We start from the raw sequence: 12,537 nt of genomic DNA, 5'->3' as shown, positions 1-12,537 counted from the left end.
CTTCCTGCTCAGGTGGCTGGTGTTGGAGGCCAGGGGATTTCGGTCAGGGCGGGGATGAGGGTTCGTTCTTCGTAGTTGAGGTGTGCGTGTAGCTCTCGGGCGAGGCGGTCGAGTTCGGTGCGGAACTCGTGGGGGTCGGCGTTGGTGATGTCGGCCAGTAGGGCGAGGATTTCGTCTTTGATGCGCGCGACGGTGCGGTGTTCGGCGTGGAGGCGGTCGAGGGCGTCGCGCAGGTGCGGGTGGTAGTGGGCGAGGGCGGGGAAGATGTGGTCGTTTTCGCTGGTGTGGTGGAAGGTCAGGAATTCGCAGAAGGCCAGGCAGTGCTGGCGGATCTGCATGCCGAGGCTCGGTGGTTGGCGGTCGCTGCTGGTTCGCGCGGTGAGGTGGGTGTGGGCTTCGGTGCGGACGTGCTGGAGTTGGGCGCGTAGCCAGCCGTGGACCTGCAGGAGTTTGTCGGCGAGGTTGGTGATCTCGTGTGTGGCGCCTACGGGATCTTCGGTTCGTTGGAGTGCGATCACGGGCAGGGTTCGGTTGGTGCGGGTTTGGTAGTCGGCGAAGCCGGGTGCTGTTCGGGTGATGTGTTCGAAGAGTTGGTCGCGGTGGGGCCCTTCGGCGGGGATGGCGATGGCTTCGAACGTTTCGGTGCTGATTTCGACTTGGACCAGTGGGTGGGCGAGGAGGTTGTGGTACCAGGCGGGGTGGTGGGGTGCGCCGAGGTTGGAGCCGGTGATCAGCAGTTGGTCGCCGTTGCGGACGTAGCCGAGTGGGACGGTGTGCGGGCGTTGGGTTTTGGCGCCGGTGGTGGTGAGCAGGAGGAGGTCGTTGTCTGCGAAGGGGCCGCCGACTTTGCCCGCTTTGGCGCGGAATTCTTCGATGACGGTGTGGTTGAAGGACATGCGGTGCTGGTTTCTCCAGGAGTGTTGGGGCGCGCGGGATCCCGTGGTCTGGAGCTCGATCGAGCAGGGTGCAGCTGCTGGTGGGGGGTGCCCGGGTGCTGCGAGAGACAGGGGCTGCGCGCGGAGGAATGCGTCAGGCGCGGGGTGCGGAGTGCCTGTTCATGGCGTGATCCCCTTGGTGAAGGTGCTCGCCCGGCTGTCGACCTGCCCACTGCTTTCTAGTCGGCGCCAACGCGGCACGCCGGTATTCAACCATGCGTTCGCCGAGCACCGGCAGGGGCACGCCGATCGGGTGATGTATGTCGGCTGTGGGCTGTTGGAGCCTGTTGCAGCTCTTCCGGCGGCAATGATGGCCGAGATTTTCGGGCGGCGCAGCGGGTCGTGCAACGGCAAGGGCGGCTCGATGCACATCGCGGATCTGAGCAAGGACATGTTGGGCGCCAACGGAATCGTCGGTGGTGGTCCGCCGCTGATCTGCGGGATGGCAGTGGCGGGGAAGCTGGCCGGCGATGGTGCGGTGAGCGTGGCGTTCTTCGGGTGATGGTGCCAGTAATCCGGGCACGACGCTGGAGGCGATGAATGGCTGCGGCGGCCGCCGTTTACGCGCAGGATCTGCCTGGGCATGGTGAGTCGAGCAAGGACGTCGGCGACGGCAGTCTGGTGATGCTGTCGGAGGCCGTGCTGGGGTTGCTCGACGCGGTTGGTGTCGAGCGTGCGCACCTGGTGGGCATTCGCTGGGCGGCGCGGTGGTGGCCGGGGTGGCGCGCTGGGCGCCGCAGCGGGTGGCGTCGCTGACGCTGGTGGTGCCGGCCGGGTTCACCCGCGAGGTCAACGCGGACTTCCTGCGCGGCGTACTCCCTGCGGGAGCTGAAGCCGCAGGTGGTGAAGCTGTTCAGCGACCCGGAGCTGGGCACCCGCAGGCTGGTGGAAGACCTGCTGCGCTACAAGTGGCTGGACGGTGTGACTGAGGCGTTGCAGGCGGTGCAGGCCACGCTGCTCGACGGCGACCGGCAGGCCATCGACACGCGGGCGCTGCTGGCACCGGTGCAGGTGACGGTGCTGTGGGCGGTGCCGACGAGATCTTGCCGGTGCCCGTCGAGCGCGCAGGTGGTAGCTGGGAGGTGGTCGACGGGGCGGGGGATTTTTTGCACCTGGAGCATCCGCACGTGGTGCGCGATGCGGTCTTGAGCAGGCTCTGAGGCCGCCACGACCGGTGGTGCCCCGGTCGGCCGGTTGCGGGATCGGCTGGGCGGGGCGCTGTTGTTCCCGGCTTCTGACACCTCCACAGCGCTATTACTCTGCGTTACAACACGCTCCGTTGAGGGATGGTGGATCGTCGCCCAACTAGGCAGCTCCCCGGCGCGCCACCACCTCACTGCCACCTGATCGAGACCAAATATCACACGAACGTGACGAGCCTTGTTGGCTCGGCTGGTGGCTCCTACGGTGGGGGGTGCGGTTGAGCAGCCGCCACGGCGCACCTCTTGCGTTGAGCGCAGCGGCGAGTTCCCGGGCCCGTGGCCAACCGAACCGTCGATACGCAACCAGGGGAGGTAGCGTGATCGTCTCCAGATCCAGCATGCCACCGGCCGGGTGGGCTCGCGGCGGCCACGCGATCGTCGCGCCACACACCGCCGAGGATCCCGCTGCCGCCGCTCACGCGACCTGCGCTTCCGCGCTGCGGCTGGCCGTGGAATGGCCCGCCTCGGGCGTGGTGGTTGTTCGCATCGGTGGCGAGATAGACCTGGCCACGGTGCCCAGGCTTACCGAGCTGATCCGCCAGCGCCTGACCGCTGCGGCCCTGCAGGCCATTGTCCTGGACCTCTCGGAGGTGTCCTTCGCCAGCAGCGCCGCCATCGAACTGTTGCTGCATACCCAGCGCCGCGCCGACCACCGCAGCACCAAGCTATTCGTGGTACCCGGTCACGGAGCGATGCTGCGGCTGCTGACGCTCACCCGGCTGCGTGAACGGTTCGTGTGCCGGGAATCCGCCGCCCAAGCCGTCGCCGAAGCCCGCGTGTGACACCCGCACTCCTCAGTGCTGCCGAACCACGGCAGCATGGTGGCCAGGTTAGCGCGCGGGTCAGCCCCGCGCAGCTCTGGCCGGAGTCCAGCAGGGGTGGGAAATTGGTGACCTCGCGGATTCAACTGTCGCGTGTTCGTCGTCTTGTGTCACCGGGAGTGGTCATCGGGGCGTAGCGGGCCCAGGCACCACCGGCTGCCGCGAAGCGGGTCTCGAACCGTCGTCAATACGCATCCGGTGCGATATGCGGCGGTCACCGACTACGCCAGAAAGGGGCCGTGGTCAAGCGTAACCGCTGGTCGGGGTAGCGATGCGTGGTGATCAACAGCCTGTCTAAGGTGTGCGGGTCCCGGTAGTGATCTTGCTGGGGTGTCGGGTTGGCGTCGATCGATCGCACGGCTTACCCGCGATTCAAGCGTGCGGTGGCGGTACGGGAGTCAGCCGAGTCCCCCGCACGAACAGCCGCACCGCCGCGATCCGCCAACTCGTTCTGCAGACACCGGCGCCTGGTGGTCGGAGCCGCTACGCCCCCGGGCGACCACACACAGTGACACATCTTGGGTCGTGATCAGAGAACACAGATCGCTCGATCACCGAACCATGCCAGTTCCCCACCCCCAGACCAACCAGGTGCCGCCCCAGGGCTAGGAGCAGGCCACCGCGCTCCGCCGGAGGATGGCAGGATTCCGCCATGAGCACGTACGTCGCGCTGCTGCGCGCTGTCAACCTCGGCAGACACGGCCGCCTGGCCATGTCCGACCTGCGCGCGCTCGTCGCCGCCGCAGGACACGGCGACGTGGCGACCTACCTGCAAAGCGGCAACGTGATCTTCACTTCCGAACACGACGACCCCGAGGCGCTGGCCGCGGACCTGGGGAAACGGCTGGCCGACGGGCTCGGTGTGGACACCCCGGTCATGGTGCGCACCGGCACCGAGATCACCGGCATCGCCGCGCACCACCCGTTCCAGGACCGGCAAAGCGACCACGCCAAACTGCACGTGGCATTCCTGGCCACCGAGCCCGACGCCGACCGCGCCGCGCAGCTGAGCGTGCCCGAAGGCTCGCCCGAAGAACTTCAGCTGACCGGGCGGCAGCTGTACCTGCACTACCCGGCCGGGGCGGGCCGCTCCAAAACCACCGCCGCCTACCTGGAAAGGCGGCTCGGTGTCGCCATCACCGCCCGCAACTGGAAGACCGTCACCGCGCTGGCGGACCTCGTCCAGCAACGATCATGACGGAGCTCTCGCGGCCAGCCCGAGGCCGCTGGCCAGAACCGGCGCTGACCCGCTCACGGCCCCCACGCGATCAGGGCCTCCGCCACCGCGACCTGCACCTCGCTCAGCCCGGCCTCGCCGTCGGCGATGTCCCACAGGCAGTTCTGCAGCACCCGCCCCAGAGTCCAGCCCGCCGCGCGCTGCCGGTCCAGTCCCAGCACCTCGACCATCGCCTCGAACCGGCGTCGCACCGCCCCCGCCACATCACCAGAGGCCCCCACCTCGTCCCAGCGGTTGTGCAACGCCGGCATCAGCTCGAAACCCGGGTCACCGGCCAGCGGCTGCGGATCGATGGCCAACCACGGTTCCCGCTGCCCCGCCAGCACGTTGTCGTAGTGCAGATCCCAGTGCAGCAACCGGTCACCCGCCTCGCCGCGCAACTCCGCGACCACGCCCGCACAATGTTCCAGCAGCCGCCGCTGCGCCGGATCGGCAAGCCGCGCGCACGCGCCAGGAACGTCGGTGAGCATCCCGGCGGCCACATCGGACAGTGTCCGCAGCCCAGCAGGTGCGGGCACCGAGCCCAACCGCGCCAGCAGCCCGGCCAGGACCCGCGCCGCCGCCACATCATCGTCCACACTGGACAGGGACCGCGTCGCGAGCCGCTCCAGCAGCATGCTTCCCGAGACCGGGTCGTGCTCCAGCAACCGCACCGCACCCCGCCCGTCCCACACCCGCAACCCCAGCGGCTCCCCGGCGGTGTCGCCGGTGACCGGCTGCAACTTCAACACCGCAGCACTGCCGTCGTCGCGCACGACTGGCAGCACCAGCGCCACCATGCCGTGCCGGGCGGCGCCATCTGGGCACAGCTGCCACGCCCCCAGCTGCTTCTCGGCCAACTCGGGAAGCTCATCGATCCACGGGGAAGCACCGAAGATCTTGCGATGGGTGGCCACCAACTCGGCCGGAACCACCACAGCAGAAGACATCGCAGAAACACTCCTTCGTCAGGGATGAACACGCGGACGAAGAAGCAGCGGGCGGACCACGAACACGTCAAAGCACGCCAACCACCCTAGCCGCAGGCAGACCGGCCCGCTGCCGCTCTTCAACCGCGGTTCGAGGGTTCTCAGCTCATCGGCTCTGGAATTCCTGGCCAGATCGACGAAAAGTCTCCGGGACGATTTCATCGCGATCTAGCGCCACCGCGTCCTACCTGGCCACATGCGCCCCCGCCACGCTGGCCGTGGCATCGGTGCACGGCTGCACCTCTGCCCTGGCGCTCCTGCTGGCTGGCTGTCGCCTGCATCGCCGCACCGCTGACCACGACCTGCGCCCGAGGATCCCGCATCTAGGAGGCGACCACTCACCGCAGCCGCTCTGAGCCGCACCGGAGTTACGGCCCCAGAAGGTGTTCGCCCCAACACCGCAGTGAACGAAAGGGCTGGTGCGGGCTACACCCGCACCAGCCCGGCTCGGGCGGCGGTCAGAACGGCACCCGCGCGTCGCGGAGAGCGCCCAGGACCGCGCTGTCACCATGCAGGACGGTCAGCTCCGGCTGCGCGCGACCGGAGAACATGCGCATCACACTCACCGCATCGCCTCGTACCGTGGCCACCGGCGCCCCCGAACCGATCTGCCAGGCACCGGCCACCGCACCGGTGAGCTCCAGCACCAGTGGCGGCGCCTGCCACGTGTCGTCGAGATCCCGCAACACCTGCTCGACCACACCGCGGTCGTGCTCGTGTGCCTCGAACGCCCGCCCGGTGGCCCGGCAGATGTCGATGCGGTGCATCCACATGTCGCGGGTGAGCAGCACATCCACGACATAGCCCACGGCCACCGGCAGTGACCCGGGATATCCCGCGTCGAAGGTCTGACCGCGCACCGACTCGCTCATGCCCGGCAGCGACCCGATCACCTGACGCCACAGCGGCGCGAACTCCGCCAGCAGCTCACCAGCTTGCCGGTCCTGCCACGCGTCCACCGCCATCTCATTGACCGCATCCAGCCGGTAGAGCCGTGGATACCGCTGCTCGCCCTCGCGGGCGCGTAGCACCAGCAGATCCGGTGCCAGCGCGACCTCGGCGTTGCCGAGCACGTGGGCGACGACATCGCGCACGCTCCAGCGGGGGCAGTCGGTGGGTGCCAGCCACTGCGAGGCGGACAACCAGCCCAGCTGCGCCCGCATCGCCTCGACCTCCGGGCGCAGCAACTCCGCCGCATGAGCGTGCTCGGTTCGAGCCACGTCATGGGCCCGCACGATGGTGGTCATGGTCCACCCCCTCGCTCGGTCCGTCTGACAACACCCGGATACCCCCGCGCGATGCCCACGACCCTCAGCGACCGGTCCAGCGGCGTGGGCTCTTGTCCAGGAAAGCCCGCACGCCGTGGCGGACCGTCCCATCTGCGAGAACACCACCGCGTCCGGTCCCACCGCTTCGGAAATCCCCGCCAGCACCCGACACTGGCGGCTTTGCGCCACCGCGTCTGTAGCCGACCGCGCCCTGACCGCCCTCCGGTTGTCGACGTCGACCCGCAGGCCCCCGGCTCCACCGCCGCCAGCCCGTCGGTCATCGCCCACCCCGCGATATCGCTGCCACCAGCGGCGGCGAAGGGCACCACCATCGTCACGTTCCCCACCGGCCGCGGCCCCACAACAACGCGAGCATCGCTGCTCCTCGAGCTGCGTCGCGAAAAATCGTCGCGAACGGCGCGGCCATGAACGCGCCGATCTCCACCATGCGCACCCCGTGCAACGGGGACTGGGACCGGGGATCTGGGGGAGAAGTCGTGCCCGGCTCCAAGAAATCCGGGCAGAAACCGGATACCGTGATCGGCATCACCTGACTTTTGTCTACAGCAGGCAGAAAGAAGCTGACAAGCTCCTCCATCGAGGTTGCTCCGAGCGGACCAGCGCCCGGCCGTTGAAAGCAAGACCGCTTCGGCACCGGGCCCCGGAAGGAGAGACTGCTGGTCGTGACCGGATTAGTTGAAGACAGCCCAGCCACCCGCCGGGCCCCGAGCATCGTCGGCCCGCCGAGCCTGGTGGAACTGGCCGCCGCGACGCTGCGCCGCATGATCATCGGCGGCGACCTGCTGTGTGGGCAGCGCATCGTGGAGAACCGGTTGACCCACGAGCTGGGGATCAGCCGGCCGCCGCTGCGGGAGGCGCTGCGGGTGCTGGAACGCGAAGGGCTGGTGCGGCAGGTGCCACGCAAAGGCGTGATCGTGACCCCGCTGACGCTGCACGACATCTACGAGATCTGCACCCTGCGCGCCGAGTTCGAACGACTGCCGGTGCGGCTGGGCGTGCCGGTCACCGAGCCCGCCCGGCTGCGACGCTGCCGGCAGGCGCTGCAGCGGATGGCCGATGCAGCCGACGCCGGCGACGAACCGGCCTTCATGGAATGCTCCTTCGAGTTCCACCTCTCGGTGGTCGGGCTGTCCGGGCACCAGCGCCTCGAAGACGCTTACCGGTCGCTGCAGCTGCAGGTGATGCTGTCCATGTCGCTCAACCGCCGCGACCGCCGGGACCAGGAGAGCCTCACCGGCGATGTGGCGCGCCACCAGCGGCTGCTGACCATCATCGAGGCCGGTGATCCCGAGGCCGTGCTCGCCGAACTCGCCGAACACGGCCCCCGCACCTTCCTCGACGGCATCGAGACCAAAGTGGACGGACACACCGACGTGGCACTGCAGTGGCTGCGGCGGCAACGGGATACGCACGGCGAAAAACAGGAGGACAAGTGAGTTCAGGGCTCCCGGTCACGCTGACCATCGACGGGATCACCCCGCAGGTCGACGCGAATGCCTTCGTCGCGCCCGGCGCCGCGCTCATCGGCCGTGTGCGCCTTTCCGCCGGCGCCAGCGTCTGGTACAACGCCGTGCTGCGCGGCGATCAGGAGAACATCAGCGTCGGCACCGGCAGCAACATCCAGGACGGCTGCGTCGTGCACGCCGACCCCGGCTTCCCGGCCGAGATCCGCGCCGGCGTCACCGTCGGCCACAAAGCCGTGCTGCACGGCTGCACCGTCGAGGACAACTGCCTGATCGGGATGGGCTCGGTCGTGCTCAACGGAGCCCGCATCGGCGCCGGTTCCCTCATCGCCGCCGGTGCGGTGGTCCTGGAGGGCACCGAGATCCCGCCGGGCTCGATGGTCGCCGGCACCCCGGGCAAGGTCCGCCGCGAACTGACCGCCGAGGAGCAGGCCGGTCTGACGCTCTCCGCCGAGCACTACATCGCCCTGGCCGCCAAACACCGCGAAGCCCTGAGCTGACACCGCCAAGCGGGCCGTCCCTTCGACACGGGCGGCCCGCTCCCTGCGCGCACAGCGCGCGGCCGCGGCGTCGCCGAAGACCTAATCCATGCGTTGAACACGCTGGTGCGCGCCCTGCGGCAGGAAACGGCCGAGTTGGCCGGTTGATCGGCTGCCACCTGTTCGTCCAACTCGGCGCCCGGAGTCGGGACCTCTGCTGGCAAAGAGCAACAGCACGTACCTAAACGTTGTTACAGTCGGCCAGGTGGCAACTCGCGGTCCTGACCCGACCGAGGAAGAAAGCGTCTGGCGCCCGCTTCGCCGACTGCGGGGCGAAAAAGACGACGAGTTCAGCCGGCTGTCCCGGAAGCGGACCTGGACAGCATCCGCCCGCGGTTCGTCATGCCCCTGATCAGCCTCGGTCACCGCGGCGCCATGACCATCCGGGAACTCGCCGACGCCCTGACCCACTCCGCGATGAGCCAGACCGTGAGCGCCATGCTCCACGAAGGTCTGGTGCGCGGCGTCGCGGGTGCGGATGCGCGAACCCGCCAGGTGACGCTGACCAAACGCGCCCACGCGCTGCTTCCGCTGCTGGAAGCGGAGTGGCGGTCCACTGAACGGGCCGTCCGCGAGCTGGAAGGCGAACTGCCGCACCCGCTCAGCGCTGTGGTCCGGGATCTGGAGGCGGCCCTGGCGCGGGGTTCGTTCCACGACCGGATCGCCCACCACCTCGCGTCGCAGGAACGGTCCTCGTGAACATGGCGGACCGGCTGCTCGACACCCGCCCGCTGCGCACCAGCGCCGTTTTCCGCCGCCTGTGGGCGGGAAATGCCCTTTCCACCGTGGGTGGGCAGCTCACGGTGGTCGCGGTGCTCTTCCAGATGTGGGAGTTGACTGGCAGTCCGGTCGCGGTGGGCGCGATCGGCCTCGTCCAAGCCGCCGCGATGGTCCTCTTCGGACTGCTCGGTGGCGTGCTGGCCGACGCCGTCGACCGCCGGCGCCTGGTGCTGCTCACGACCGTCATCCAGTTGCTGTCCGCCGGCCTGCTTGCCGTGCACTCCGCCTCTGGCGCCGCCTCGATGTGGGGGCTGCTCGCGCTCACGGCGCTGCAGACAGCTGGCAGCGGGCTGGGCGCGCCCGCCCGCAAGACATTCGTGGTGCGTCTGCTGCCTGCCGACCAGGTCGGCGCGGGCATCGCCTTGACGAACCTCGCCTTCCAAGCGGCCTTGCTGATCGGCCCGGCCATCGCGGGCGTGGTGGTGGCCCAGTGGGGCGTGGCCGCCTGCTACCTGGTGGACGCGCTGACTTTCGCCGCCGCGCTCTACGGCGTGCTGCGGCTGCCCGCCATGCGGCCGCAGGGGGAGACCGCTCGTCCCGGGGCCCGAGCGATTTGGGAAGGCTGGCGATTCATCATCGGCAAACCCCTGCTGCACGGGGCGTTGCTCAGCGACGCCCTCGCGACCGTGACGGCCATGCCGGTGGCGCTGTTCCCGCTGATCAACTCGGAGCGCTTTGGTGGGCGCCCGGAAACCCTGGGCTTGTTCTTCTCCGCGGTCGCCGTCGGCGGGCTCGCGGCGGGTGCCGCCTCCGGCATGGTGACCCGCGCCCGTCGACCGGGCGCGGTCATGCTGGCCGCGGCGGGAGCGTGGGGCCTGGCACTGGCCGGATTCGGTCTGGCGCAGCCGCTGTGGCTGGCGCTGACCTGCCTCACCGCAGCGGGCGCGGCCGACACCACATCGGTGATCACACGCGGGGCGATCGTGCAGCTGGTGACGCCGGACACCCACCGCGGCCGGGTCAGCGCCGTGGATCACATCGCCGGCGTCGCCGGCCCCGAGCTGGGCAACTTCCGGGGCGGCCTGGTCGCCGGAGCGACATCGGCGGCGTTCGCGGCCCTCTCCGGTGGAGTGCTCTGCGTCGCCGGCATCGTGGTGCTCGCGCTGACGAACACGCCCCTTCGCCGGTTCAAGACCGCCGCCCCTGAGCTGCCCGACCCACAACCAGGCCGGTGAAGCCGAAAGCGCTACGGCGTCGCGGGTTTGGCCCCCACCACGACCGTGGCATCCAGTTCCTCGCAACTGGCCGCCCGCGGTACCAGACCGGCATCCGCGAAGAGCTCCGCGGTGTGCGGTGCCTGGCGGCGGCTGGTCTCGATCAGCAGGTGCCCGCCCGGCGCGAGCCACTGCGGCGCCCCGGCCGCCACCTGGCGTTGGACGTCCAGGCCATCGGCACCGCCGTCGAGCGCAACTTGTGGTTCGTGCAGCCGTGCTTCCGGTGGCATCATGTCGACCTCGCCGGAGGGCACGTAGGGGGCGTTGACCACCAGGACCCCGACGCGGCCCCGCAACGCGACCGGAAGCGGTGTGTAGAGGTCGCCTTCGAAGACCTCACCGGCACCGGCGAGGTTGCGGCGCGCGCAGCGCACCGCTGCCGGATCCACGTCCGCGGCGTACAACTCCACCTGCTGCCCGGCGGCAAGGGCAGCGCCGACCGCACCCGAGCCGCAGCACAGGTCGACCACGACCGAGTACGGCCGGACCAGAGCAGCGGCTTGCCGGACGAGGAACTCGGTGCGGCGGCGAGGTACGAACACCCCGGGCACTACGGCGATGTGCAGACCGCAGAACTCCGCCCAGCCCAGCACCTGCTCCAGCGGCAGGCCATCGACACGACGCTGCAGCATCTCGGCCAGCTCACCCGGGCCGGCGGCGGCAGACAGCAGCAACCGCGCCTCGTCCTCGGCGAACACGCAACCAGCGGCACGCAGGCTGGTCACGACGGCCGGATACGACAACGATGATGGGAAAGCAGAAATCGGGAGCGCCTTTCGATCCGACGAGCGCTCTCACCGACGCGGATCACGGCCGCGGGAGGGAAGTGCCCGACCTGCAACAGCGGTAATGGGTCCCACCTCCTCGGTCGCGCACGGTACGGCAACACTACATCAGCGCAACCGGCCCGGGCTCGGGCGGCCGCCTCAGCGGGTCCCGGACCGCCGTGCACCTCGGACGAACCGCGCATCACTGCTCGTAGGTCATGCGGTACTTCGCGGCGATGGTGTTGAGCCGGGTGAGGTCCAGCCGACCGGCGGCACTCACCTGGGCCTCGATCAGGTCCTCGACAAAGCAGTCCCACCCGCCGGGAGCGGACAATTGCAGCGCGTGGACCGGCTCCTCGGAGAGGTTGCGCACGGTCAGCCGGTGGGTGCGGCCGCCGAAGTCGATGCGGCCGCCAGCAGTGGCCGGGAAACGAACTGGTGCCGTGCCCGGCCGGCCACGGCACCAGTGTCTCCAGCAGGTTCTGGCATCAGTCGCCCGGTTGTTGGTTGCCCCGGTGTTGCGGCGCGCGTGTGGCCGCCGGACTGATGCCTCGACCGCGCCCAGCCGAGCGGCCGGGCAGGGTTGGGTACTGACGAAGGTCAATGCCGGGCGTGGCAGCTCGACGCAGGGTTCCGCATCACCATGCGGGCCCGCTGCATCTCGCGCGCCATGCCGCCCAGCCAGCGAACCAGACCTGCCATCGGGGCGTCCTCCACTAACTACGAGGGATGAGTCGACGGTCCTTCATCCCGTTGTCAAATCCCGTTCACGACAACCGGCGCGAACCGGACGGGGCGAAGCCGTCTCACCCGCCATGTCGTCGCAGGTAGCTCCCATGTTTCTGGCAATTCATAACGTATTGGTAACCAATATCCGGGTGGGGTGCTCATCCCCCGATAGGGGCAAGTCCGAGGGTCTTCGCGGACGCTGCGCGCATGCCCCGGACGGACCATCAGGTGGGGTGGGAGCCGACGGTGTCGCGCAGATCCCCGACCATGGCCAGGTCCGACTGGCGTGCGCAGTGCGCGCAGCAGAAGAACCGGCCGCTGGCTTCCACGCCGTGCCCCAGGATCCGGGTTCCACAATGCTCGCACTGCGGTGCGAGCCGCTGCGTGGCGCATTCGAAGCAGTCGAAGGTGTGCACCCCGCCGCCGACGGTGTGCACTTCGAAGGTCATCCAGTATTCGTTGCCGCAGACTTCGCAGGTCCCCATGATGTTGCCTTTCTGCGGAAAAGAAGGGGGGTGGACACCCGCAGCATGCGGTCCTACTTACGGGTCAGCAACCGCGCCGCTGGCTGATTCCGGTCACCGCCCGCGCCA

16 protein-coding genes are annotated in these 12,537 nt (G+C 69.2%); 9 read left to right on the top strand and 7 right to left on the bottom strand.

The features are described 5' to 3' along the window. Positions 1–8: 8 nt before the first annotated feature. The gene (locus tag SSPN_RS0106265; RefSeq protein WP_010692982.1) at positions 9–896 is read right to left on the bottom strand and encodes a nitroreductase/quinone reductase family protein; all 888 of its coding nucleotides are present in this window, start codon (positions 894–896) and stop codon (positions 9–11) included. 166 nt (positions 897–1,062) lie between these two features. Here SSPN_RS0106265 and SSPN_RS61500 point away from each other — a divergent pair, with 166 nt between their 5' ends. From SSPN_RS61500 to SSPN_RS0106240, 5 genes are all read left to right on the top strand, one after another. After that, positions 1,063–1,437 carry a thiamine pyrophosphate-dependent enzyme gene (locus SSPN_RS61500; RefSeq protein WP_010692981.1) on the top strand — a complete coding sequence of 125 codons (375 nt, stop codon included), beginning with the start codon at positions 1,063–1,065 and terminating at the stop codon, positions 1,435–1,437. 38 nt (positions 1,438–1,475) lie between these two features. Continuing rightward, complete coding sequence (locus tag SSPN_RS48655) at positions 1,476–1,691, top strand: hypothetical protein (RefSeq protein WP_010692980.1); 216 nt, start codon at positions 1,476–1,478, stop codon at positions 1,689–1,691. A gap of 84 nt (positions 1,692–1,775) precedes the next feature. Continuing rightward, positions 1,776–2,084, top strand: a complete 309-nt coding sequence (locus tag SSPN_RS48650) for a hypothetical protein (protein WP_010692979.1) — start codon at positions 1,776–1,778, stop codon at positions 2,082–2,084. A gap of 370 nt (positions 2,085–2,454) precedes the next feature. After that, positions 2,455–2,919, top strand: a complete 465-nt coding sequence (locus SSPN_RS0106245; protein WP_010692978.1) for an STAS domain-containing protein — start codon at positions 2,455–2,457, stop codon at positions 2,917–2,919. Between the two features lie 691 nt (positions 2,920–3,610). Then, positions 3,611–4,156, top strand: coding sequence for a DUF1697 domain-containing protein (locus tag SSPN_RS0106240; RefSeq protein WP_010692977.1), 546 nt, complete (start codon positions 3,611–3,613; stop codon positions 4,154–4,156). Positions 4,157–4,209: 53 nt separating this feature from the next. On the opposite strand, the gene SSPN_RS0106235 is transcribed toward SSPN_RS0106240, so the two are convergent. The 3 genes from SSPN_RS0106235 to SSPN_RS0106225 form a co-directional block, all read right to left on the bottom strand. After that, a complete protein-coding gene (locus tag SSPN_RS0106235) occupies positions 4,210–5,124 on the bottom strand; it encodes an aminoglycoside phosphotransferase family protein (RefSeq protein WP_010692976.1) in 915 nt (304 codons plus the stop codon). A 497-nt stretch (positions 5,125–5,621) separates the two neighbouring features. Next, positions 5,622–6,410, bottom strand: coding sequence for a maleylpyruvate isomerase family mycothiol-dependent enzyme (locus SSPN_RS0106230; protein ID WP_010692975.1), 789 nt, complete (start codon positions 6,408–6,410; stop codon positions 5,622–5,624). A 355-nt stretch (positions 6,411–6,765) separates the two neighbouring features. Beyond that, positions 6,766–7,029, bottom strand: a complete 264-nt coding sequence (locus tag SSPN_RS0106225) for a hypothetical protein (protein WP_010692974.1) — start codon at positions 7,027–7,029, stop codon at positions 6,766–6,768. Between the two features lie 85 nt (positions 7,030–7,114). Here SSPN_RS0106225 and SSPN_RS0106220 point away from each other — a divergent pair, with 85 nt between their 5' ends. The 4 genes from SSPN_RS0106220 (at position 7,115) to SSPN_RS0106205 (ending at position 10,409) form a co-directional block, all read left to right on the top strand. Continuing rightward, positions 7,115–7,888 (top strand): GntR family transcriptional regulator, encoded by a 774-nt coding sequence (locus SSPN_RS0106220; RefSeq protein WP_044572633.1) that lies wholly within the window; start codon positions 7,115–7,117, stop codon positions 7,886–7,888. Then, positions 7,885–8,415, top strand: coding sequence for a gamma carbonic anhydrase family protein (locus tag SSPN_RS0106215; RefSeq protein WP_010692972.1), 531 nt, complete (start codon positions 7,885–7,887; stop codon positions 8,413–8,415). Before SSPN_RS0106220 ends, SSPN_RS0106215 begins: the two co-directional genes overlap by 4 nt. Before the next feature lie 381 nt (positions 8,416–8,796). Then, entirely contained in the window at positions 8,797–9,153 is a 357-nt protein-coding gene (locus SSPN_RS42690) for a hypothetical protein (protein WP_010692971.1), read from the top strand. Continuing rightward, on the top strand, positions 9,150–10,409 hold the full coding sequence (locus SSPN_RS0106205) for an MFS transporter (RefSeq protein WP_010692970.1): 1,260 nt from the start codon (positions 9,150–9,152) through the stop codon (positions 10,407–10,409). Before SSPN_RS42690 ends, SSPN_RS0106205 begins: the two co-directional genes overlap by 4 nt. An 11-nt stretch (positions 10,410–10,420) precedes the next feature. Here SSPN_RS0106205 and SSPN_RS0106200 read toward each other — a convergent pair whose 3' ends face one another. The 3 genes from SSPN_RS0106200 to SSPN_RS0106190 all read right to left on the bottom strand — a co-directional run bounded on the left by SSPN_RS0106200 (position 10,421) and on the right by SSPN_RS0106190 (position 12,429). Next, positions 10,421–11,173, bottom strand: coding sequence for a putative protein N(5)-glutamine methyltransferase (locus SSPN_RS0106200; RefSeq protein WP_237710465.1), 753 nt, complete (start codon positions 11,171–11,173; stop codon positions 10,421–10,423). 244 nt (positions 11,174–11,417) lie between these two features. Further along, on the bottom strand, positions 11,418–11,819 hold the full coding sequence (locus tag SSPN_RS59365) for a hypothetical protein (protein ID WP_010692968.1): 402 nt from the start codon (positions 11,817–11,819) through the stop codon (positions 11,418–11,420). A gap of 349 nt (positions 11,820–12,168) precedes the next feature. Then, positions 12,169–12,429 (bottom strand): hypothetical protein, encoded by a 261-nt coding sequence (locus SSPN_RS0106190; protein WP_010692967.1) that lies wholly within the window; start codon positions 12,427–12,429, stop codon positions 12,169–12,171. Positions 12,430–12,537 lie beyond the last annotated feature (108 nt).

Source organism: Saccharopolyspora spinosa NRRL 18395, from assembly GCF_000194155.1.
Taxonomy (GTDB): Bacteria; Actinomycetota; Actinomycetes; order Mycobacteriales; family Pseudonocardiaceae; genus Saccharopolyspora; species Saccharopolyspora spinosa.
The sequence above is the reverse complement of the archived record's forward strand: the minus strand, read 5'-3'. Positions and strand labels throughout refer to the sequence as shown.